At 41.3% G+C, this 21,617-nt stretch carries 21 protein-coding genes and 1 tRNA gene; 13 read left to right on the top strand and 9 right to left on the bottom strand.

Annotated elements, in window-relative coordinates; all coding sequences use genetic code 11:
- The first annotated feature begins 210 nt into the window (after nucleotides 1–210).
- Both AB3N61_RS01345 and AB3N61_RS01340 read left to right on the top strand, forming a co-directional pair.
- Entirely contained in the window at nucleotides 211–2,805 is a 2,595-nt protein-coding gene (locus AB3N61_RS01345) for a response regulator (protein WP_367898291.1), read from the top strand.
- A gap of 101 nt (nucleotides 2,806–2,906) precedes the next feature.
- Nucleotides 2,907–4,223: a formylglycine-generating enzyme family protein gene (locus AB3N61_RS01340; protein WP_020769574.1), complete on the top strand. Its 1,317-nt coding sequence runs from the start codon at nucleotides 2,907–2,909 to the stop codon at nucleotides 4,221–4,223.
- Nucleotides 4,224–4,230: 7 nt separating this feature from the next.
- Here the strand turns inward: AB3N61_RS01340 and AB3N61_RS01335 are convergent, their stop codons facing one another.
- Nucleotides 4,231–5,028 (bottom strand): SDR family NAD(P)-dependent oxidoreductase, encoded by a 798-nt coding sequence (locus AB3N61_RS01335; protein ID WP_020769484.1) that lies wholly within the window; start codon nucleotides 5,026–5,028, stop codon nucleotides 4,231–4,233.
- Between the two features lie 117 nt (nucleotides 5,029–5,145).
- On the opposite strand from AB3N61_RS01335, the gene AB3N61_RS01330 reads away from it, so the two are divergent.
- The 5 genes from AB3N61_RS01330 (at nucleotide 5,146) to AB3N61_RS01310 (ending at nucleotide 9,220) form a co-directional block, all read left to right on the top strand.
- A complete protein-coding gene (locus AB3N61_RS01330) occupies nucleotides 5,146–5,778 on the top strand; it encodes a DUF2889 domain-containing protein (protein ID WP_367898290.1) in 633 nt (210 codons plus the stop codon).
- A gap of 25 nt (nucleotides 5,779–5,803) precedes the next feature.
- Nucleotides 5,804–5,875 (top strand) — tRNA-Thr (locus tag AB3N61_RS01325).
- Between the two features lie 33 nt (nucleotides 5,876–5,908).
- Nucleotides 5,909–7,096 (top strand): M23 family metallopeptidase, encoded by a 1,188-nt coding sequence (locus AB3N61_RS01320; protein ID WP_367898289.1) that lies wholly within the window; start codon nucleotides 5,909–5,911, stop codon nucleotides 7,094–7,096.
- 34 nt (nucleotides 7,097–7,130) lie between these two features.
- On the top strand, nucleotides 7,131–8,153 hold the full coding sequence (locus tag AB3N61_RS01315) for an AEC family transporter (protein ID WP_367898288.1): 1,023 nt from the start codon (nucleotides 7,131–7,133) through the stop codon (nucleotides 8,151–8,153).
- The gene (locus tag AB3N61_RS01310; RefSeq protein WP_367898287.1) at nucleotides 8,123–9,220 is read left to right on the top strand and encodes an ankyrin repeat domain-containing protein; all 1,098 of its coding nucleotides are present in this window, start codon (nucleotides 8,123–8,125) and stop codon (nucleotides 9,218–9,220) included. The genes AB3N61_RS01315 and AB3N61_RS01310 overlap by 31 nt, the downstream gene beginning before the upstream one ends.
- A gap of 1 nt (nucleotide 9,221) precedes the next feature.
- Here the strand turns inward: AB3N61_RS01310 and AB3N61_RS01305 are convergent, their stop codons facing one another.
- Together AB3N61_RS01305 and AB3N61_RS01300 are read right to left on the bottom strand one after the other, a co-directional pair.
- The gene (locus AB3N61_RS01305; RefSeq protein ID WP_367899036.1) at nucleotides 9,222–9,782 is read right to left on the bottom strand and encodes a TIGR00730 family Rossman fold protein; all 561 of its coding nucleotides are present in this window, start codon (nucleotides 9,780–9,782) and stop codon (nucleotides 9,222–9,224) included.
- Nucleotides 9,783–9,851: 69 nt separating this feature from the next.
- Entirely contained in the window at nucleotides 9,852–10,103 is a 252-nt protein-coding gene (locus AB3N61_RS01300) for a hypothetical protein (protein ID WP_367898286.1), read from the bottom strand.
- A gap of 135 nt (nucleotides 10,104–10,238) precedes the next feature.
- Here AB3N61_RS01300 and AB3N61_RS01295 point away from each other — a divergent pair, with 135 nt between their 5' ends.
- Nucleotides 10,239–11,492 (top strand): LA_2444/LA_4059 family outer membrane protein, encoded by a 1,254-nt coding sequence (locus AB3N61_RS01295; RefSeq protein ID WP_020769745.1) that lies wholly within the window; start codon nucleotides 10,239–10,241, stop codon nucleotides 11,490–11,492.
- Between the two features lie 54 nt (nucleotides 11,493–11,546).
- On the opposite strand, the gene AB3N61_RS01290 is transcribed toward AB3N61_RS01295, so the two are convergent.
- On the bottom strand, nucleotides 11,547–12,065 hold the full coding sequence (locus AB3N61_RS01290) for a DUF6580 family putative transport protein (protein WP_036089631.1): 519 nt from the start codon (nucleotides 12,063–12,065) through the stop codon (nucleotides 11,547–11,549).
- Between the two features lie 171 nt (nucleotides 12,066–12,236).
- Here AB3N61_RS01290 and mazG point away from each other — a divergent pair, with 171 nt between their 5' ends.
- Both mazG and AB3N61_RS01280 read left to right on the top strand, forming a co-directional pair.
- Nucleotides 12,237–13,421, top strand: a complete 1,185-nt coding sequence (gene mazG, locus AB3N61_RS01285; RefSeq protein WP_367898285.1) for a nucleoside triphosphate pyrophosphohydrolase — start codon at nucleotides 12,237–12,239, stop codon at nucleotides 13,419–13,421.
- Between the two features lie 261 nt (nucleotides 13,422–13,682).
- Nucleotides 13,683–14,528: a response regulator gene (locus AB3N61_RS01280; protein WP_367898284.1), complete on the top strand. Its 846-nt coding sequence runs from the start codon at nucleotides 13,683–13,685 to the stop codon at nucleotides 14,526–14,528.
- A gap of 49 nt (nucleotides 14,529–14,577) precedes the next feature.
- Here AB3N61_RS01280 and AB3N61_RS01275 read toward each other — a convergent pair whose 3' ends face one another.
- The 4 genes from AB3N61_RS01275 to AB3N61_RS01260 all read right to left on the bottom strand — a co-directional run bounded on the left by AB3N61_RS01275 (nucleotide 14,578) and on the right by AB3N61_RS01260 (nucleotide 17,558).
- Entirely contained in the window at nucleotides 14,578–15,210 is a 633-nt protein-coding gene (locus AB3N61_RS01275) for a hypothetical protein (RefSeq protein ID WP_367898283.1), read from the bottom strand.
- 19 nt (nucleotides 15,211–15,229) lie between these two features.
- On the bottom strand, nucleotides 15,230–16,426 hold the full coding sequence (locus tag AB3N61_RS01270) for an NADP-dependent isocitrate dehydrogenase (protein ID WP_020769587.1): 1,197 nt from the start codon (nucleotides 16,424–16,426) through the stop codon (nucleotides 15,230–15,232).
- A gap of 67 nt (nucleotides 16,427–16,493) precedes the next feature.
- Nucleotides 16,494–17,069, bottom strand: coding sequence for a hypothetical protein (locus AB3N61_RS01265; RefSeq protein ID WP_367898282.1), 576 nt, complete (start codon nucleotides 17,067–17,069; stop codon nucleotides 16,494–16,496).
- Nucleotides 17,070–17,204: 135 nt separating this feature from the next.
- Nucleotides 17,205–17,558 (bottom strand): VOC family protein, encoded by a 354-nt coding sequence (locus tag AB3N61_RS01260; protein ID WP_232420994.1) that lies wholly within the window; start codon nucleotides 17,556–17,558, stop codon nucleotides 17,205–17,207.
- Here AB3N61_RS01260 and AB3N61_RS01255 point away from each other — a divergent pair.
- From AB3N61_RS01255 to AB3N61_RS01245, 3 genes are all read left to right on the top strand, one after another.
- Nucleotides 17,544–17,762, top strand: coding sequence for a hypothetical protein (locus AB3N61_RS01255; RefSeq protein WP_036089497.1), 219 nt, complete (start codon nucleotides 17,544–17,546; stop codon nucleotides 17,760–17,762). The two genes, AB3N61_RS01260 and AB3N61_RS01255, sit on opposite strands and share 15 nt — an antisense overlap.
- Nucleotides 17,763–17,953: 191 nt before the next feature.
- Nucleotides 17,954–18,388: an LIC_13246 family protein gene (locus AB3N61_RS01250; protein ID WP_367898281.1), complete on the top strand. Its 435-nt coding sequence runs from the start codon at nucleotides 17,954–17,956 to the stop codon at nucleotides 18,386–18,388.
- A 113-nt stretch (nucleotides 18,389–18,501) separates the two neighbouring features.
- Nucleotides 18,502–19,653 (top strand): hypothetical protein, encoded by a 1,152-nt coding sequence (locus AB3N61_RS01245; protein ID WP_367898280.1) that lies wholly within the window; start codon nucleotides 18,502–18,504, stop codon nucleotides 19,651–19,653.
- Nucleotides 19,654–19,747: 94 nt separating this feature from the next.
- On the opposite strand, the gene lnt is transcribed toward AB3N61_RS01245, so the two are convergent.
- Nucleotides 19,748–21,529 (bottom strand): apolipoprotein N-acyltransferase, encoded by a 1,782-nt coding sequence (gene lnt / locus AB3N61_RS01240; RefSeq protein WP_367898279.1) that lies wholly within the window; start codon nucleotides 21,527–21,529, stop codon nucleotides 19,748–19,750.
- Between the last annotated feature and the right edge of the window lie 88 nt (nucleotides 21,530–21,617).

Below are 21,617 nucleotides of genomic sequence, written 5' to 3'. Positions count from 1 at the left end.
CTCCAAGGTACAAGATTTTTACCTGCTTTCTTTACCAGAATCCAGAAAAAACCGTTTATTAGAATACCAGAATGATTTTTGGCCCGATCCAGTCAAGATGGGGCTATCAAAATCGCGAAAAAAGCTTGTTCAAAGACCTTTGTACGTGTAATAAATTTGGAAGCCTTTTTGAAATCATTTTCGCGTTTAAAAAGTCACAGAACGTCTTTCATGAAATTTTCCTTTTTAGAAAAAATCAAAGAAAAATCCCAATTCTTACAATGGAAAGTGCTGATCGGCTTTTTCTCCCTTACCTTACTATTGATCATAGCGAGTTTGATCAGTTTGTACGGAATGATAGAGTTAAAGAACTCCGGAGTTTTAATAGAACATACATTTACTGTCATCGAAGAAATCGACCAATGTAAGAGTATTACTAGAGAGATCGGTCTGGCCCAAGCATATAAGGGTAACTCCGCTTTCGAAAATACAAGATCGTTATTCTCCAACTTGAAAAGCGAAATTAAGATCTTACAGAATTTGATCAAAGACAATCAGATCCAACAAGTGAGGCTCCAAGGAATTTCCAACCTGATCACAACTGCGGAAAAACAACCCAGGTCCTTCGAATCCAAAAAGGGAATTATACTGATAGAGATAACGGAACTTCTGAACCATATGCAGGAGGAGGAATTTAAGCTCCTAAACAAAAGGAATGCCACCAATTCTTTGAGAGGGACCAGAGTCGCTTATTCCCTGCTTACTTTAGTAATAGTTTCCTTTCTGGTTGTAGGTTACGGTTCCTATACCGTCCAAAAAGATATCAAAGAAAAGAGAAGGATCACTGATAGATTGATCGAAAGTGAATCCAGGCTTCTTTCCATTTTGGACAATCTGCCCTCTGCATTTTGTATGATGGATCTGGACGGAAGAACTCTATTTCACAACCAAGTATTCGCAAATCGTTTCTTAGCTAACAAAGACAAAAGACAGGATATGGGGCTGGAAAATCTTTTTGGAAATGAGAAAGCCCAGTTCATTTCAACGATAATAGCGAAATCGTTGGAAAAACAAGGTTCCTTGGATTTCGAACTAGACCTAGTCGTTTCCGAAGAAGAAAAAACATTCTATTGTGTGATCGTTCCCTTAGTGGACTTAGAGGGAGAGGTATATTCCGTCTGCGGGTTATTCACGGATATTTCTGTTCGCAAAAACTACGAACACGATCTCAAAAAAGCCAAAGAAGAAGCTGAAAAGGCCAACCGCGCTAAGTCTGAATTTTTGGCGATGATGAGCCATGAGATCAGGACTCCTATGAACGGAGTGGTCGGAATGACGGAACTTCTGATCGATTCCAATCTAAATACCGAACAAAAAGAATACGCAGAGATCATTCAAAAAAGCGGAGAAAGTCTGCTTAATATCATCAACGATATTTTAGATTATTCTAAAATTGAATCCGGAACCTTGTCTTTGGAGATCAGAGAATTTTCGGTTATCGAAACGATCGAGGAGGTTTTGGACTTATTCAGATCTCGCGCCGCTCAAAAACAGATCGATCTTGTCTATTATCTGGACCCGAATGTGCCCGACAGGATCTTTTGCGATAGTTTACGACTAAAACAGATCCTGATCAATTTGATCGGGAACGCGTTAAAATTCACCGAACAAGGCGAGATTTTTTTATCAGCCGAGGTTTCCAAATTAGAAGGGAAACTGTATACGATCTTATTTGCGATCAGAGATACAGGGATCGGAATTCCTGCTGAAAAACAAAAGGAACTATTCCAACCATTCTACCAAGTGGACACATCTTCCACAAGAAAGTACGGAGGAACAGGACTTGGTCTTTCCATATCTTCCCGTTTAATAGAAATGATGGGGGGAGTAATTTGGGTAGAAAGTGAATTGAACGTAGGCACGACCTTCTCCTTTTATATTCAGGTAGAAGGAAACAACCAAACGAAAATCGAATCAAAAGCGACAAACTCGGAATTAGAAAATAAAAAAGTACTCATACTAGATGATAATCCTACCAACCTCAAGATACTCGCGTATCAATTGCAGATATTAGGTCTTATTACATTCTCCGCCAAATCCAAGGAAGAGGCATTAAACCTACTCGATCTGGACATTATGCCTGACATAGGGATCTTAGATTTTAATCTTCCCGGAAATACGGGGATAGAGATAGCTCAAGAAATCCGCAAAAAGAATTTTCATTTCCCATTAGTGCTCCTATCTTCTTCTTTCCTGGACCCTAAGGACAAAGAACTCGCGGTCGAATTATTTGCGGGAGAACTGAGTAAACCGGTAAAGAAAAAAGATATAGAAAGGATTGTGACGGAAATTTTAGCGGAAGGTGGAAGTAAAGCTAAAGCAAATACAAGATCCTCGTATCTTGCCAGCCAAAAAGAAATGTTAAGTTCCCAATTCCCCTTTAAGATCATGGTGGCTGAAGACAATGAGATCAACCAAACTCTGGCGAAAAGAATTATCCAAAAATTAGGATACGAACCGTTTATCGTTCCGAATGGAAAAGAAGCTTTGATCGCTCTGAGAGAAAAGAAGATCAATCTGATCTTTATGGACGTTCATATGCCCGAGATGGACGGACTACAAGCAACTCAAGTCATTCGAAATACTTGGCCTCTGGAGTCGCAACCGTATATCATTGCTATGACTGCGGCCGCAATGCAAGGAGATAGGGACCTTTGTCTGCGTGCCGGAATGAACGATTATATCTCGAAACCGATCGTTTTCGAAGAGCTGGTCCATGTGATGAGAAAAGCTGGGAATGCACTCTTTCCAAAGTCTAAGGCATAAAGTCCTAAACGCCGGATTTTACATCGGCACCAAGTCATAAAAAACCGTCCAAAAATCGATGAATTCTGCCGATCTTTAAATTTAGAGGACCTCACTCTTCTATGTCCAGGACCAGTGCTATTATACTCATCTCATTCTGTTTTCTTTTTCTTTTTTCGGAAACCGGGACAAGCCAAGAAGAAAAGGAAACTGCTTCCTCCGATACCAGGAAGGCGATCCTTTGGACGGGAGAACTTCTTTCCGTTTATAGGAACAAAGGAAAAGCTAAGATCAAAATAGGTAGGAATTCCTACTTCTCCGAACGTTCCGAAGAGGAGATCAGAGGAATTCTCAGCGAAAGATCGAATCTACCTTTATTCAGAAAACCGAAAATGGAAGAGATAGGCGCTTTCCAAATAGAGAATATAGAAGTAGAATTCGGAAAAGTAGGAAAACTCACTAAACCGGTTTCCATAGAACTAAGAGGAAGTTTTACAATTGCAGAAGGTAAGCCTGCTAAATTGATCGGCGTGGGACTTTTGATCGGGGCGTATGGAGAAGAAACATTCTACCAAGACCCTGCTAGATTTGATGCCACAGATGTGGTCCGAAATCGTTTAGCTAAAAATATTCTCCATCCGAAAGACGGAAAAGAAATGGTGCTCGTTCACACCGGTTATGAATCCAACGGAAAGATTTTATACGAGCATATGGGATATTTCCTATACGGACAAGGTTCCGATCCGGGAGACGATAGTTATAATCCTAAATTCGTAACACCCGACAGATCCAGCTTAGAAGAAATTCCTTCCTTTTATATAGATAAGTACGAAGTCACCAATAAAGAATATAATAAATTCTTAAAAGAGACCGGCACTCCTCCTCCTCCCCATTGGGAAAACGGAATATTCCCAAAAGGAAAGGAATACCATCCGGTAACCAACCTTACGTATAGAGAAGCGGAAGCATATTCTAAATGGGCCGGGAAAAAGATCCCGAGCGAATGGCAATGGGAGAAAGCCGCCAGAGGAACAGGACTTGTTTGGAGATTATTGAAGGACGAGAGTTACGAATTTATCTCCCAACCCCAAGATTACCCTTTCGGCAATGAATTCGATTCCGCACTTTGTAATACAAGAGAAAGCGGAAGCAGAGGAACGATATCCGTTTATGAACTTCCTTCCAAAGGCCAAAGTCCCTATGGTGCGATCGGAATGTGCGGAAACGTTGCGGAATGGACCAGCTCTCCTTATATTCCTTATCCGGGACATCGACCGAATTCGGGAAGATTCGGAAAACATCTAAAAGTGATCCGAGGCGGTTCTTATTCAAGCACCAAAGAAGAAGCTAAAGTATACGCCAGAGACTTCGGAGGAATTCCCAATCTATTGAATGATCGAAAAGCAGGTCTCCGATTGATCACGGAAGTGAAAAATTAAAAAGTTTTTAATTCACTTTTGTTTTCAGGAGTTTTTTATCCAAGGTCTTAGGGGCAATTTTGCTCAATATAAGATCGATCTTTTCTCCAAACTTCGAAGGAAAAATTTCCCTTTTTCTTTGTTCAATACCTTTCAATATCTTTTTAGCGACGGCATGTGGATCCAATCCCTTCTTTTGTTTTTCATCCATTATCCCGTGAGGAGAACCGTCTTCGGAAAGCGCTTTAATCGAAATATCCGTTTTAACGATACCTGGAAAAACAGTCATAACGTGTATGCCCGTCTTATCGTTTTCCAGCCGAATACTATCCATAAAGGCTTGGACCGCATGTTTACTGGCAGCATAACCGGATCTAAACTGGGTGGAAAACTTTCCCAATAACGAAGAAACGGCTACCACATGTCCTTCGCTTTGCCTAAGATCGGATTCCAGTAGACCGTATAAGATCACTAATGGGAAATAATTCGTATCCATTAACGTGTAAAAAACCTTAAGCTCGGTTTCAGCGGCGGTTCCTCGCATGGAAACTCCCGCACAATGAACGAAGCCGTCGACTCTCTTGAATTTTTTCCGAAATTCTTCCACCGCTTTTTTTAAATCGGATTCGGACATCACATCCGCTTGCAGAACTAAAATTTTATCCGGATGAGAAGCGGAATTTTTCAATTCCTTAAGGGCTTCTTTCCTTCTGGCAATAGCCGCCACGTATGCTCCTTGCTTTTCCAACTCTAATGCGAGAGCCCTGCCAATACCCGAGCTTGCTCCTGTGACTAAAAAAACCTTATCCTGAAAAAACGACGCCATCCCTAAAATCCGTAAAGTAGGGAGTAGAATAGATAAGAATGTTAAAAAAGCAAATCAAAACGTTGTAAAATCCTTTCAGGTCTATCGCTCGGGAAAAAAAAGGAACCAGGAGAATGTATGGCGCTTTCCCAATTAAAACAAAAGATCAGATACAAAGACTGCGGTTTCCAGCGTAGATACGAGAGTAGATATTATTGGTTTCCGGAAGAAAGTCCTCCGAGTTGCCTGATAGAAGTCAGCCAAAGAGATCCATATCATGACATGACCTTATATATGCTCGTGAACTTAGCTACGATGAAAATTATGGACTTGGATGTGGAAGAAGATCGAGTTCCTTACGAAACCTGTCCACATGCGATCAAAACGTATTCTTATCTGATCGGAGAAGATATATCTTATAACAAAATTATGAGAAAATTTCCCGAAGACAAAACGATGGGCTGCCTTCATATCAACGAACTTTTACAAAACGCAGCTCAAAGTTTTTCTTCCGCTTATGCGTTCTTCTTAAAAGAAAGAAATTTCCCACCTGAATGGGACGAGTATAGAATGTACCAAGGAGACTTGGACCCTAAATCCAGAAGAGAGATCGGAAGGCATTGGTGGATGAAGGATAAAGGTGTCCGAAATTCCTGTTATAGTTTTTCAGACAGACATGAAACTCCCGAATTGAAGCAGCAGGTGAAACCTCTTGACAGTATCACATCTTTGATGGTAAAAGAATTCCGAAGCGCCAGAGGGGATCGTTAGAGTTCCTTTATTGAGCCTCAATTTTGCCCGCTTAGCTCAGGGGTAGAGCATTTCCCTCGTAATGAAAAGGTCGCCGGTTCAATTCCGGCAGCGGGCTGTTTTATTTCCCCCTAAATTCCGATCTTATAACATGATGATCCGAAGATTTGCGGCCTTAATTTTATCCTTTTTTGTTTGCCCTTTATTTGCGGACAGCATTCAGAATTGTGATAAAAAAAATATCTGTTCTTCCATCGAAACGGAAAATGATCAAACGTCCGTCTATCTCCAAGCCAAAAACCTGATCCCCGGAACTCATATCACCGTCTATACTGCAATCGAAGGTTCTAATATAGAAACGGAACCTCAAAGCCCGATCTCATTCGTATTAAACGATCCGGAAAAGAAGAAGGTCCTGACCTTCAAAAAGAAAGAGAATGCGGAAGCCTCTGGCCCAGTATCAGTATTAGCAGTTGCATATTATGGAAACTTATCCGCAATCCACGATGATGCTTACGTATACACGCTTCCTTATGAAGGTAAATCTTGGATCTCGGTAGGTTATAATAGCGGAGAAGAACATAAAGGCGGAGGAGCTTATTCTTTGGACTTTGTCCTTCCGGAAGGCACTCCACTTTTGGCCGCAAGAGACGGGATTGTAGTCGAAACGGAAGATAAATTTACGGAAGGAAGAAGGGACCCAAAACTCATAGATAAAGCGAACCGGATCGTGATAGAACATTCCGACGGAACAGTCGCAATTTATGGACATTTACAATCCAAAGGTGTATTCGTAAAACCCGGAGATAAAGTTAGCGCAGGGCAAAAAATCGGGCTCTCCGGAAATACTGGATTCAGCACAGGACCTCATTTACATTTCGAAGTTTATAAACCGGAAGAGAACCGAAAGAAAAAAAGTTTTGCGACGATTTTCAAAACGGAATCGGAAGAAAAAGAATATTTAAGCGAGGAGAATGCTTACTGGACACCGGACGGAAAAACTCCTCCAGGATTTCCGATCACAAATGTGGAAGAATTTTGTTTCAGCCTATCCATTCCGGATCCTGATAAAACATCTTCCTGTATTGATAAAATCCAAACAAAACGGAAATTTTATCTTTCGATACCGATCTATAAATCCGGGCCTTATACTTTTAAGGCGGAGTTCATCTCTCTAAAAACGAAAAAAACAAGTTTTACGTTTCAGGAAAAGATCCCGGGTGGGATCAACTTCGAGGCCTGGGAAATACTGCAGATCTTAATTCCCGGAAAGTATAAGATCAAATTCTATCTAGAAGAAAAAGAGATCGGAGAAAGATCGCTACAAATCCTTCCTTGACCTAAATACGCTTTCGGGTGAAAAGGATCGATCCATGTCTAATTTTATAGTAATCGGACTTTGTTTTCTATTCGGGATACTGATCCGCAGCAAAGGAAAATTTCCTTCCGATTCACATAAGGTTATCAATTCATTTATCATTTCCGTTTCGCTTCCTTGTATGGAATTCGGACCTCTGCGTCATGCTTCTCTGGATGGGAACTTTTTAACTTTTGCTTCCATGCCTTGGGTTCTGTTCGGATTCGGATTTTTATTCTTCAGCTTAGTTGGAAAACTTTTACATTGGAAAGAAAGTACGGTAGTATGCCTTTGCCTTTCTGCGGGATTAGGAAACACTTCCTTTTTGGGAATACCGCTAATAGAATCCTATTATTCGAAAGAGGGACTTCCTACAGTACTCATTATAGACCAGCTTGGAACTTTTCTCACTCTTGCCATTCCCGGGACTTATTTAGGGACAAGGGCAAGGCACGCGCTCCAATCCTCCGAAACAAAATCCTCTATTTGGAAGATATTATTCACCTTCCCTCCCTTCATCGCGTTATTGGTATCTTTAGTTTCTCGTCCGATTTCTGTTCCTCCTGAGCTTGAATCAGCGATTGCAAGGATCGGAGACACCCTCATCCCACTTGCTCTTTTTTCAGTCGGATTCCAACTTCCTGGGACCATTCGCGTCAATTCCGAAGAACCAAATGCCGAAAATCCCAAAAGAGAATCAGATAATTCTTTTAGGATGAGAATTCCTTTGTTATTCGGTTTAATATTCAAATTGATCATAGGTCCCATCTTGGTCTGGCTTTGTTTCGGAACATTCTTCCATTATTCAGAAAAGAATCTAGACTCTGATTTTCTCAGAAATTTTAAGATACTCATCATGGAATCCGCTATGGCTCCCATGATCACCGGAAGTCTTCTCGCAGCGGAATGGGGACTTGCACCTAGACTTGCTGTTTCCTTAGTTGGAATCGGAATACCGCTTTCTTTTCTAACGACCTTGGGATTGTATTACCTCCTGGAGAATCAGGCGTGGACTGGAACGATCTTTTTCGGGCAGTAAAAACAGGTAATAACGGAACCCTTCGCGCCTTATTATCCGAGGCAGCGACAAGAGACGGTTTTGCAGAAGAATTTCCTGAACTAAGAGATTCATACGGCTGCGGACTATTGTACTGGGCTATCAAAGAAGGAAATAAAGAGGCTACCGGTCTTTTAGTCGAATACGGCTCCGATCCGAATGAGACTAGCTCTAGGGGAGAAACAGCACTTCTTCTCGCATTGGAATCGGAGAATCCGGAGCTCACAACAATCCTACTGGATTATGGAGCGGATCCCGAACTCAGGGATATGGATGGCAACACTCCCTTAACCAGAGCGATCAGTTCCGGAAAATTAGAATTAGTAGAGATATTATTCGATCTACCCAATCATCCTCCGGATATAGAATCTAGAAACGGAGAAGGTTATTCCCCTCTTCTACTCGCGGTGGATATGGGTCATTTAGAGATCGCGGAATATCTTGTCTCCAAAGGTGCGGATCCTAAAAAGAAAAATTCGGAAGGCCGGACCATTCTTCATCTCACCGCGTTACATAATGATTATGAAATCTTGGATCTATTTTCGGAGAATAAAGAAGTACGTTCTTTATTAGAGAATAAGGACCAAGACGGAAATACTCCTCTTCTTCTTTCTGCATTGTACGATAGCGTAGAGTGTTTGGAAAGATTGCTGAACTTAGGAGCAGATCCTTTGGCTAAAAATCTAAGCGGTAAAACAGCCAAAGAAGAAGCTTATAGAATGAAATTCCATCATACTTTGAAGGTCATTGACAAGGCCACAATCTCCTTATTGTTTAGAGCTGCTTCCGAAGGAAAAACGGATATAGTAGAAAAGATCTTAAGCAACGGTTACGAAGCAGAAGTCCGGGACATTCTTGGCCGGACTCCTTTACTACTTGCCGTAAAATCGGGAAAAACGGACCTGATCGAGTTATTAGTAAAAAATGGGGCTTCTCCTTATTCCACAGACAAGGAAGGAAATTCTCCTTTAGCGTTAGCCGAAGTTTCCGAAAGTCCGGCCCTCCAGCAGATATTTAAACAATTCCTGAATCCGGAAGAAGGAAAGTAATTTAGATCCTACTTCTTTTTATGATCTTTTCGAAAAGTTCTTCGGGATCAGCGCTGACTTCTATCCATTCTCTGGTCTGAGAATCTAAGAAACCTTCCTCGACCATATGATCCAATTGTTGCAATAAGGGATCGAAAAATCCGTTTACATTCAATATCCCGATCGGTTTGGAAAGAACTCCGAGTTGATTCCAAGAAGTTACTTCGACCAATTCTTCTAAGGTTCCGATCCCGCCGGGCAAAGCGATAAAAGCTATGGATTTTTCGTACATGAGAAGTTTTCTTTCATGCATGGTTGGAACTAAGATAAGTTCCGTAATTCCTTTATGAGCAATTTCTTTATTCGTTAGGAACTCGGGAAGAACTCCGATTACTGATCCGCCTTTTTCTAAAACGGAATCGGCAACGGCTCCCATCAATCCGGAGGTTGCTCCTCCATACACCAGCCCAATTCCCTCAGTGGCCATTAGATGACCTAAGAACACTGCGGCTTGGTGGTAACGTGGTTCTTTACCAGGTCTAGAACCGCAGAATATACAAATGGCTGGTTTCATCTGGGTCAGGATCGATTTTGAAGTAGGTTTGGCAACCTGATTTGAGAGAAGGAGCAGATCTGAAGAAAGATTTCGGACCTAACCTTGGTTCGGATATATGATGATCTCCGTATAAGGAAATTCCTGTTTTAAATCGTCTAGTAAAGATCCCAAGATCTTAGGGTAATCCAAAGGATGAACATTCTTTTTAAATTCCAATCGGAACTCAAGAAATTTCCTTTCCCCTTTGGACCTGGCCTTTAGATCGTAAACCTTAGAAACCTGGGAAAACCGATCCGAAAGGATGTTTTGGACAATCTCTTTGTATTCGTCCGAAAAGTCGAAACCCATACCTCAAAACTTGGAATTTTAAGAAAATACTTCCTCCCTTTTTTCATTCTTTCTATAAAAAAGAATTGGAGTCTTGCGTCAAAGATACTTAGTCTTTCCGATTACAAAGCTACGCGAAATACTTAGAGGTAAACCTTGCAGACTTTCCTGAAACTTTCCGCATCCATATTTTTAGGTATATTTTTATTCGTTTCCAGTCCCGTACTTTCCCAGGGGAAATTACCGGATCCGGAAACCTTAGAAAAAGAAGCAGACGAGCTGGAATACCAAGCAGGTAAATCGCAGGTCCAAGCCGAAAGAAGAAGACTCGCATTACTCGCGGCAGAAAAACGAAAGCAAGCGGCAGACGTTCGGAACGAACTTCATGATAGGGAATTGTCCAAACCCTACAATAGACCTACTTTGGATATCCAATTCGCTGCATTACAATCCACCTGGGAATCGGAAGTACTAGCCAGACAAAAGAATATCGGTGTTAATAATTTTAATACGATACTGTCCGCTTCGGGCGCTTATGAAAATGCGCAAACAGCCGCGGCAAATGCCGGCGTAAATCCGAACTTATTAAACGATAGTATCACTAGTTATTCCAGCCCCCAAGGAAATACTAAGACCGCCTTTCCTATTAAACTTTCTTATTTGAATACGGCCAAAACTTTCGGAATAGAATTCAATTATTTGGATCTAAAGATCAAACCTTCCTATACGACAGTGGATACCGCGTCAGCATTGTCCGCTCTTGCTCCGGTACAATTTCATTCAGTTCAATACAGAAGATTGGATTATTCTTTGAACTTTGCTTGGTACATGCAAACCGCAACCGGAAGGATAGGTATTGCTGTCGGAGCAAGGAATTTGGATATCATTTCCAGCGAATACGGAGTGATCCCCGGGAATTATGGATTCGGAAAATCGGAAGAAAAAGCGGGCGGATTAGGTCCTCAGATTGGAGTTCGGATCTTCAAAAATTTTAACGCATTCTTATTAGGACATTTTAAAGCGGACTATTTTAGAACTTTAGGACATTATAATAGAAACACGCAAGGTATTCTGAATGGAATCGGAGGACCTTATATTTTAGATACAGCTCCTCCAGGTGGACTAAAGGAGAATGTACTCAGTAGGACCGGATATGAGATCGATGTGGGACTTTCTTTACTCAGAAGCCGTTGGTTAAAATATACTTTAGGGTTCCAATACACGGAATTGATCTCGAAGGTTTCCGGTTACAATTATAATCCGAATGTTATTCCCGGATCACCTGGAGATGTATTATTCTTAAATCAGGTTTCCAAACCTTTAGATCAGATCTCTACAGGATCCGCCTTACAAAAAGAAGTACATGATAAATTCTACGGAATTTACTTAAGTTTAACTTTAACGATTTAAGGAAAGAAGAATGAAAAGCGCCGCTTATGGCTGCGGCGCTTCAAGCTGGAAAAATTAAGCTGCTTGGGTGGAAGCGACAAATCCGTTCTTTTCCAATAAATAATAGGAACCGAACAGAACGGAAACGTAAGTAAAGTCTCCGAGCAGACTATATTTGAAGAACGGGATCGCAGCGATATAACATTCTACCAATCCTTGTCCGTTCAAAGTATACATTCCGGATGTCAACCAAACGAAAAAGTTGGTGATCAGGAAGAAAGAAACGGAACCAGCAAGACCGACAATCGCCAAAGATCCAAGACCCAAACGATCTTTAATCTTCATTCCTACGATTGCATACACTACGAATAATCCGTAGACCACCGGGATCATATCGTGAAGACCGATCAACAAGTCGCTAATCAGCATAATTCCTAAAGGAAGAGCGATCGCCAACCAACGGTTAGAGAAATAAACTCCGCCGAAAATGGAAATCGCCAAAACCGGAGTGAAGTTCGGCAAGTGAGGAAGAAAACGACTGAGAACCGCAAGTACTAGTAATGCGAAAGCTACCAAATTTTTAGATAGTGACATGTTCTTTCTGGTATCCTTTTTACCCGATCTTACCATAAACCTTTCAGATTGGAAAGTACTTAGGTTTAAACAGGGATTTTCGGATAGGATGGGAGGATAAATCCACCAGTCAATCTTCATTTCCGGGAAAAAGGCTGGGAATTCGGAATCGAAAATCGAGCCTAGTATTTAATGAAAGCTCCCGACCCGAAAGACTATCCGAACTCGATGGCATTTCTCCAAGACATAACTTCTAAACTCAGAAGTCCGGAAGGTTGTCCTTGGGATAGAGAGCAGACACATTCTACCCTAGTGCCTTATTTAATCGAAGAATCTCAGGAAGTTGTAGAAGCAATACTTCAAGGGAACGACGAGCATACCAAGGAGGAGCTGGGGGATCTATTATTTCAAGTGGTACTTCATTCCCAAATTGCATCCGAAAGAGGTGCATTCGATTTGGAAGAAGTCGCAAAGGATGTTGCCGAAAAACTTGTATTACGGCACCCCCATGTATTCGATCCGGAAACAAAGGATATCTCTTCGGCTAACGAGGTCGTCGCCAACTGGGATCTTTTCAAAGAAAAAGAAAAACAGCTCAGACAAAAAACTTCCAAACCGAAATCCATCTTATCCGAAGTCCCTGAAACATTCCCTTCCCTATTAAAGGCGGAAAAATTCCAGAAGAAGGCAGCTAAAGCCGGTTTCGATTGGGAAAACATAAAAGGTGTAGAAGAAAAGTTGAATGAAGAACTTCAGGAATTCTTGGAGGAGATCAGAGGCATTTCGGATCCTTCTTCTAATCAAATCAGGATAGAAGAAGAATTGGGAGATCTTCTTTTTACTATAGTGAACCTAGCAAGAAAGCTGGGAGTATCCGCTGAATCTTCTCTTACGCGAACCAATACAAAGTTTAAACATAGAATAGAATATATGGAAGCACGCTTAGGAGAATCGGATCGCAAGTTTTCGGAAACACCTCTGGACGAACTAGAAAAACTTTGGAACCAAGCTAAGAACGGAATCCGAAAACAAACTCAAAATCCTTTGGAAGAAAAGCAGGCAATCGTTTCGGAATTGATCCGAGGACTTTCTTCTTTTTTGATATGGAAACAAGATCCTGAAACGGATTGGCCAAAAACGTATCGTTTTTCTCATCAATCAGCTGAGTATTCTTTGATATTCTCGGCATTCGGCTCTATGACAGTATTGCCTAATACGGATCCTTGGGGGAGAAAGGCCCAGCCGATCTTCTATCTAAATGTATCCGAAAAGATTCCCGGAACCTGGGAAGATTTGTCTGGAAATTTTTATAAAACCCAGGAAGATATATATGAGGCTATATTAGGATCGATCCGTGATTATAATCTTCACTCCTGAAGCCCGCGTTGCGGACTATAGATCGCTTTGCTCCTGAAGCCCGCGTTGCGGACTATAGATCGCTTTGCTCCTGAAGCCCGCGTTGCGGACTATAGATCGCTTTGCTCCTGAAGCCCGCGTTGCGGACTATAGAAAGTCGGTTTTCGGGAAAGAAGGGTGATCCGTTATGGGATATAACGTTAATAAATCATATAATAAATTTCCTTAATAAAGACACGGATTTTCCAATCTAGATCAAAAGTTCTATTCGTCTCCAATACCATGAACGCGAACCGGGAAATACCTCAGCAAGACAGCCTAAGAGAGGGCTCCGGTTTGCCTGCGGAAAAACTTAAAGTACTTATTGTAGATGCAAGTAAGGTCATCCTTGAAATTATCTCCTCCGAATTCTCCTCATCTTTATTCGAGGTCCAAAAAATATCTCGTATAGAAGAAGCCGCACTACTTGCTAAAGAAAAAAAATTCGATCTGATCACTTTAGGAATCTATTTAGAAGGAGGGACCGGATTCGATCTTTGCAGAAAAATTAGAAGCAAGGATAAGAAGGAAAAATTCGCATCCTCGGGAGCCAGGATCATATTCGTGACATCCGATTTTACGGAAGAAAATCGGATGATCGCTCACAATGTAGGTGCAGACGGTTTTATTGAAAAAACCCAAGACCTGAAATCCTTTCAGTCCACGATCGACGAAATCATAAAAGATCTAGTGGAAGAGAAAAAGGATCCTTCTCAAAAAAATCCTAGTTTAACAAAACGCAAATTACTGATCATAGACGATTCCGAATTGAACCTGATGTTATTCAGGAGATTACTGGAATCTAAAGGAGCGGAGGTCCAAACCGCAATTTCAGGAAAACATGCACTCCAGATTTTGGAAAAAAATCCACAGGAATTCGAAGCGATCTTTACGGATATGTATATGCCTGATATGAACGGGAACGAATTCTGTAGTATCGTCCAAAAAAACCCCGCATATTCTCAGATCCGATTGGGGATCACTTCAGCCGCTGAGGAATCCTCTTTTGCTTTGGATAAGATACCGAGCGGTGTAGAGTTATTCTCCAAACCGTACGATATACAAGAGATCTGTAAATTTTTGAAATAAGTACACAGCGGAAATTTATTCGCTTCCTTCCTGAAGTCTGCGTTTCAGGTTAAAGAAACTCGATACCGACAATCACGTCCGGATGACATTCCCGTCTGATATCACCTTCTATTTTAGGTAATTTGGAGAACCAGGTTTTGTTTTCGAATTGTAGATCGATCCAGTAAAAAAACAAATTCGCTTCTCCCAATTCGTTTTGGATCTTGAGTTCTCCGAAATCTTTTTTGATCTCTCCTATCCTTTCGAACGTTTCCCCATTTTTGGTTTTATAATGTATCTCCCAAGGTTCGGCCTTATGAGGAATACCTTGAGAATTCGGTTTTCCTGGAACCAGTTTCCAAGCCTTGAGAAGAATTCTGGCTACTTCTTCCGACTTTAATGTTTTTGAATATTGTACATTCTCTCTCGTATGTTTAAATGAGAATTCTTTAGGTGCGGATTTCCAAGTCCCGGTGATCGTCCTACCGTCACAAAAAAATGCCTTCACAGTCGGACCTGAATTCTGGTTATTCGAAGAATTGGAAGGACTAGGCGCATCTCCTCTTGCATCCAAACTTGGTTCGGTCGGAAGAGTCGGGTCCTTAGGTAAACTAAGTTTTTGGCCGAAAATCGCTGTGACCGAAAACAAAAAAAGAAGGAGCCATAATTGGCTCCTTCTTCTGATTGTGTCTTTAAATTTCACGGGTAAAAATCCCATCCACTTAGAGGCGTTTTTGGATCGCCTCCATAAACTGGAAGGTATCCAATTGTTTCGGGCCTTTTGTAGTAGTAAGTAATACCAAGTCCTTGGTCATCTCTCCCGCTTCGATCGTATCGATTACCGCCTTCTCTAATTTTTGAGCGAAAGCAACTACGTCAGGAGTTCCATCCAATTCTCCTCTCTTAGCAAGAGCTCCAGTCCATGCAAAGATAGAAGCTACAGAGTTGGTAGAAGTGGTTTCCCCCTTTTGATACTGACGATAGTGACGAGTCACAGTTCCGTGAGCCGCTTCGTATTCGAATTTTCCGTCAGGAGAAACAAGAACGGAAGTCATAAGTCCTAACGATCCGAATCCGGAAGCAACCATATCGGACATCACATCTCCGTCGTAATTCATAAGGGCCCAAAGCATTCCGCCAGGATTCTTAACGATCTGAGCGACCGCGTCGTCGATTAGGTAATACCAGTATTCGATACCTGCAGCTTTGAGTTCCGCTGCTCTTTTAGTGGAAACTTCGTCGAAGATCGCACGGAAACGAGCATGATATTTTTTGGAAATAGTATCTTTTGTAGCGAACCAAACATTGATCTTTTCGGAAATCGCGTAATTGAAACAAGCTTCTGCAAAGCTATAGATGGACTTGTCCAAGTTGAACTGTCCCATCACAACTCCAGGTCCGTCGAAGTCGTTGATAGTTACTCTTTCTTTTTCTTTTCCGTCTTTTGTAGTAAATACGATCTCTACTTTTCCAGCTTCCGGAATATATAGCTCGGTGTCTTTATAAAGGTCACCGAATGCGTGACGACCGACAACGATCGGTTTTTGCCAGGACCTAACTCCGGAAGGGATATTATTTACGATGATCGGTTTACGGAATACGGTTCCGTCCAGAATGGAACGAATGGTACCGTTCGGGGACTTCCATTCTTTTTTGAGTTTGTATTCAACGACTCGATCTTGGTTCGGGGTGATGGTAGCACACTTAACACCCACTCCGTATTTTAAAATAGCATTAGCGGAATCTACAGTGACCTTATCTTCCGTTTTATCGCGGTATTCTACGCCTAGATCATAATAATCTAATTCAATATCAAGATAAGGATGAATAAAACGATCCTTAATTTCTTTCCAAATTATGCGTGTCATCTCGTCCCCGTCGAGTTCGACGAGAGGAGTTTTCACCTTAATTTTAGCCATTGGAATGCTCCTTAGAATGTCAAATGGATGCAGGTTTAAACCTTAGGTTTTTCCATTTTCTAAGGACTTAGGACTTCGGGAAAGAAGGATTCTCCTTTATTTTTAAGATTCCGTTTCGGAGGTAGTATAGGTTTTGGGTGGAAAAATAATTAATGGCGACCGGAAGGGAAACAATACCCAGGACCGAAAAATAACGATATTTTAAAGAATCTTTTCCATTCAGACCGGTGATGGACTTTTCTAAACGTAAAAGTATCTTTTTCCAGCGTTGTAAGGTAGGAAGAAGAGAAGGATTACATCCTTCGAAATACAGACCTTCTGCGGAACTAACAATTATATCTTTTAAATTACTGGGAAGTGCCGGAGAACCGAACAGATCTCTTACTTTGACCAAGTCTTTTTCGACCTCGGATTCTGTTTGTCTTGGAATCGGAAGAATAGAACTGATCCCTAATGAAACCGGAAGGGAAAGACGAAATAAAAAGTCCGAAGCGACAATAGAATTCAGATACCTTCGAATTGTTTCACCCAACGCGTCGGTATGATCCAGCTGTGAATCGCTTAGATCCTTTACGGTTTGGATAGTGTACTGGCTGAGCTTGATCTTTTCCGTCCAGAACAGGCCCAGTAATTCCGTTTCCATGTAGGTAAAGAGTACATTTTTTACTTGGCCTTTTTTGGCAATCTCTATCTTGAACTTCGAATCCTGTTTGGACTATACCACTTACTGGGAAATGGATGGCACCCAAGGAATAGGTCCTATTACGAACGATAGGATCTATTCCTCTTCACACATCAATTCCACCAAGTAACCGTCCGGATCTTGGAAATTCAGAAAAAGTGTCTTAGAAGATTTACGAACACCATATTCCAATCTTTGAGAGAACAATCTTTCTTCGATCTCACGGAAACTTTTTGGATCTACCCTGATCGCAAAATCACATCCGGACCCGAATACGGGAGAAGAAGGATCATTCTTCTCCCCATAAATCGCAATATTCGATTTTCCGATGCCAAGGACTTTTGCCGCTTTTTCGGTCTCCTCCTCTTGGGGGAGACCGAAAATTTCACGATAAAAATTCGCACTTACTTCCGGATCACGGGAGGTGATGCCGATATGATTCACTTCCATAAACATAATTTTACTCCCTTAATTCGCGATCGATTTGATCTAACTTCTGTTGAAGTTTCAGTCTCATCTTCTCTTTCATCCTACGTTTCCAATGCGCTCTTTCTCGATGACCGTGATGGTGGCCTGGGCCAAACCGAAGTTGTTGCTATGGGATTTTCCTTGGATTTTTTTAATAAGAATTGGTTTGAAACGGAAAAAAAATGATCCAAAAAGGAAAAATTCCGGACCAGAACCCACTCGAATTTAAAATGCTCCGCATAAAAACTCCTGAAGTTCGATACAAAGGTCCCGAATGAGAAAGGTAAGTTTATACCTTGGGTCCCGTTTTTTTCTAAAACTCTAAATTTTTTTCAGCCATTTCCTTCGAAAAGAACCCGTTTCTCCGGAGGATTTTTATGAAGGCGAGAAGAAACAAAGATATAGAGGATCATTTCGGTTGGATGAAATTGAAAACCGATCAACTGGGTTTTTTAGGAATTATACATTCCGTAAATAGATTCTACGATTCTCTCCAAGGCTCCCAATCCAAAGAACTACGTTATTTCCGAAGAAAATTGGTAAAAACGGATTTTAGATATTCTAAAATTTTTATGAAGAAGTTCGGAGATTATGAATATCTGATCTATGCACGGATCGAAACCCAGGGAAAATCGGAATCCGATTCTTGGATCCATGTGGACGGGATCAAAATGGAGAGGGACGAAATGAAGGCAAAAGGAGTCAAGGATCACCCCTCGTATGAGATCAGATGTCTTAGCGATATTTTCGAATCCTCTTGTGTCCCGGCATCCAAGTCGGAAGAAGACAAAATAGATTCGGATTGCGGTTAATTCAAAAAAGGGGATCCGATTCGTTTCAAAGTCCAAACAAATCTGGAAAATTTACTTCCGACGGACAAGAATTGCTTGCCGGAGAATAAAACCAGAGTTAGGAATTGATCCCCATGATTTTTCTATCCGAAAATTCTTCGGCGAACGATTGTTCTTTTAACCGATCCAAAACAATTATTTTCAAATCTGTTCTAGTCATTTTAATCCTTTTTAGCAGTTTAGGAGAATGGAGACTAGAGGCAGACGAAACAAAGATCCAGGCCAGAAAAACAAGCAAATACGAAATGGGATTTCATCCCTATGCTCAGGAAGGTTATTTCCAAGCCTGGAACTATTCCTTTACGGATGACCAGACCTGGATCTTTGCAACGTTCATCGTAAGTAATCTAGGACCAGGTACGAGAAACTCCGGAGTTAGTCTTGTAGTTTACGATAAACAAACCGGTACTCAATTTTCCACAAGAGAATATTCTAGTGACGAACTCAAAGCAGAGAGTGGAAATCTAGAATTAGAAATTTATGATAGTTCCGTTTCTAAAGGAATAGGCGGTCCCGAAATCAAAATGATCACCGACACTGCGGAGCTTTTTATCAGCTATAAAACCGGTTGGTCCAAAGCTGTTTCTCTTTCTGGCGGGAAGATCCGCTTACCCGAAAAAGATAGTTTCGTGCAAGCAGACATGGCATTCTCCTCCGTTCCTGCAAAAGGATATTTAATTTTGAACGGAAATAGAATAGAGCTGAATGGAAAAGGCGGAATGGAACATCTTCTTACCAACTATGAAGTATATAAGTACAGTAAGCGTTGGGAATTGTACCGCTCCATCAATAGTGCAGGAGAAAGATTATTTGCGGGCGGTTTTATCGGGAACGAAAACTTTCCGGAAGAAGAGATACGAACCGTAAGCGCTTTGGACCCTTCCGGAAAAATGTTATTCTCCGCAAAAGTTTTGAAGTCGGAAGTATTAGAATCCGAGACGGAACCTTTTTCAGGATACCATCTCCCTATTAAAGAAAAGTTTTATTTAGATGAAAGCGGTTCCTGTAGTTTAACAATCTCTCGAAAACATACGATCGGACAGATCTATGTTCTTTCCAATATATCCGCGGTACTTCGATTCTTTGTCCGTTTATTTTTTACGAAACCTTACCAGCTCTATTATATAACCGATTCCAAATTGGATTGCGCTCAAGTTCCGGAAGGAATTCTTCCGAAAGATAAAAACTTTCGGGGAATTTTTTCCTATTATCTGATCAATCCTTAAACAGGAAATGATTTCTTTTACAAGAGTCGATTTCAAAAATACTTTCCGGCTTCGCTCTCTTTCGGACAAAAATTTACTCAAAGTAACCGTTCCGTTAATCTTTTTTACGATAGACTCTAAGCAATAGATTTCCGTAATAGATTGCGGTCAGAATGATCATCATCCAAGGGATCAAGTTCCCGTAGAGAACGTAAAATCCGGGAGGAGAATCGATCACTTGGATCTGTTGCCAGCTAGTCTCGGCTTTCATAAGAGAAGTCGACTTACCTTCTATAAAATTCCCCAAATGATCCACATATCCTGAGATACCTGAGTTTGTAGAACGGACTAGCCATCTTCTCCATTCTATCGCTCGAAGTCTTCCCAACTCGAAATGTTGGTCGCTTTCAGTAGTGGTTCCATACCATTTATCATTGGTGAGATTTGCAATGAACTGAGGATTCCCCGAGTCTTTGAACTTTCTTACGAATTCCGGAACGATCACTTCATAACAGATTAAAGGAAGAAAAGAACCCTCGTCCTTCAATTCGGTATGAGTTGGAGAATAATAATTTCTTACGAAATCAGCATCTATTCCTTCCGTTTTTTCCCAAGTAACCGGCAAAACAGTTTGAGGATTTTCCTTAGGGACGGCGGAATAATAGTGTAGAAGATCGAAAGATTCTCCCGGATCAAACCTTCCCGTTTGCGGACTCAGGTCATACATGAACTCGAAAGGCATGGTCTCACCGAACATTACCAAATATTGTTTTTGATAAGCCTGTCTTCTGACACCGTTCGGATCATAGACTACATTATTATTAAAATACCTGAGATATTCTCTTCCGGAACTTTTGATCTTATAAGCCGCATCTATTTCATTAAAGAATACTGATGCTTTGTATCTGTTAGCGAAAGAAACCATCAAAGAGTCGAATCTAGGCCAATAGATCCGATCTCCCATTCTGATCTTTAACAGTTCACGATTCGCAGAGAAATACGGGATCCCAGCCTCCGGTAAAATGATCAGGTCCGGATTTTTACCGGCTCTTTGGACGGCATTCTCCACCATTTTGTCCATTCTACCCATCAGATCTTCGATCACTTCTCGAGGAGATCTTCCCCTCTCGTCGCGTATACTCATTGGAGCATCCGGTTGGACGACTAAGATTTCTAAGGTTTTACTTGGTGTTACGTTCTTCCATTTTACATACAATGAAGAGCCTACGATCACAAAAAGAAGAAGTAACGCTAACGGCAAGGTCCAGAATTTTATAAAATGGGATCTTTTTTCTTTGGACTTTAAAATTTCCGGAAGATGTAACGGATTTGTTTCAAAGATCGTGTAAGAGATCACGAATACTAAGAAGGAAAGTCCGTAAACTCCCGAGATCTCCACTGTTTGAGCGAGTATGATATTTCCGGCCGCAAGATTTCCCCAGTACCAAGGAAACAGTTGGTAACCGATCATGTCCGCCGCCATTCCGCAAACCCCCGCTACCCAAACGCTATGCTTTCCGACTCTTCTGGAAAGAAAGGAATACGAAACTAAAAAGATTGGGAACTTAGCTCCAAACAAAACTCCGGCTAAAAGAAGAATGATAAACGCAATCGGCCAAGGGAAATTCCCGAAGACCATTGCCATATGATGGATCCAATGAAATGCGATGGCATAGAAGAATACCCCGAATAAGAAACCGTATCCTACCAATCTCCAATATCTTCCGGAATATTTATGAGTGATCCAAAACAAACCGAAAGGGGCAATCCAAACTAAATGGCTGAGATAAAATGGAGCGAAGGCTAAGAAGGCAAATGCCCCGGTCCAGAAAAAACAGAAGAAGTCGAAAAACAGTGTTTTTTGAAAATCTCTAAAACGTTGTAAAAAAGAATCCATGAATACCAACGTTGATCGGAAAAAAAACCTTTTGAGTCAATCGATTTAGGTCCCGGTGAAGTGCTTGCCGTAGGAGAAGGAGACATGA

It is taken from the genome of Leptospira sp. WS58.C1 (assembly GCF_040833995.1).
Taxonomy (GTDB): domain Bacteria; phylum Spirochaetota; class Leptospiria; order Leptospirales; family Leptospiraceae; genus Leptospira_B; species Leptospira_B cinconiae.
This window is presented reverse-complemented; position numbering and strand designations above follow the sequence as displayed.

Bases quoted from the DNA above. Each gene is read 5' to 3' on its own strand.
- AB3N61_RS01345 (WP_367898291.1), top strand. From the start codon at position 211: ATGAAATTTTCCTTTTTAGAAAAAATCAAAGAAAAATCCCAATTCTTA.
- AB3N61_RS01340 (WP_020769574.1), top strand. From the start codon at position 2,907: ATGTCCAGGACCAGTGCTATTATACTCATCTCATTCTGTTTTCTTTTT.
- AB3N61_RS01335 (WP_020769484.1), bottom strand. From the start codon at position 5,028: ATGGCGTCGTTTTTTCAGGATAAGGTTTTTTTAGTCACAGGAGCAAGC.
- AB3N61_RS01330 (WP_367898290.1), top strand. From the start codon at position 5,146: ATGGCGCTTTCCCAATTAAAACAAAAGATCAGATACAAAGACTGCGGT.
- AB3N61_RS01320 (WP_367898289.1), top strand. From the start codon at position 5,909: ATGATGATCCGAAGATTTGCGGCCTTAATTTTATCCTTTTTTGTTTGC.
- AB3N61_RS01315 (WP_367898288.1), top strand. From the start codon at position 7,131: ATGTCTAATTTTATAGTAATCGGACTTTGTTTTCTATTCGGGATACTG.
- AB3N61_RS01300 (WP_367898286.1), bottom strand. From the start codon at position 10,103: ATGGGTTTCGACTTTTCGGACGAATACAAAGAGATTGTCCAAAACATC.
- AB3N61_RS01290 (WP_036089631.1), bottom strand. From the start codon at position 12,065: ATGTCACTATCTAAAAATTTGGTAGCTTTCGCATTACTAGTACTTGCG.
- mazG (WP_367898285.1), top strand. From the start codon at position 12,237: ATGAAAGCTCCCGACCCGAAAGACTATCCGAACTCGATGGCATTTCTC.
- AB3N61_RS01280 (WP_367898284.1), top strand. From the start codon at position 13,683: ATGAACGCGAACCGGGAAATACCTCAGCAAGACAGCCTAAGAGAGGGC.
- AB3N61_RS01270 (WP_020769587.1), bottom strand. From the start codon at position 16,426: ATGGCTAAAATTAAGGTGAAAACTCCTCTCGTCGAACTCGACGGGGAC.
- AB3N61_RS01265 (WP_367898282.1), bottom strand. From the start codon at position 17,069: ATGGAAACGGAATTACTGGGCCTGTTCTGGACGGAAAAGATCAAGCTC.
- AB3N61_RS01255 (WP_036089497.1), top strand. From the start codon at position 17,544: ATGATTCACTTCCATAAACATAATTTTACTCCCTTAATTCGCGATCGA.
- AB3N61_RS01260 (WP_232420994.1), bottom strand. From the start codon at position 17,558: ATGGAAGTGAATCATATCGGCATCACCTCCCGTGATCCGGAAGTAAGT.
- AB3N61_RS01250 (WP_367898281.1), top strand. From the start codon at position 17,954: ATGAAGGCGAGAAGAAACAAAGATATAGAGGATCATTTCGGTTGGATG.
- AB3N61_RS01245 (WP_367898280.1), top strand. From the start codon at position 18,502: ATGATTTTTCTATCCGAAAATTCTTCGGCGAACGATTGTTCTTTTAAC.
- lnt (WP_367898279.1), bottom strand. From the start codon at position 21,529: ATGGATTCTTTTTTACAACGTTTTAGAGATTTTCAAAAAACACTGTTT.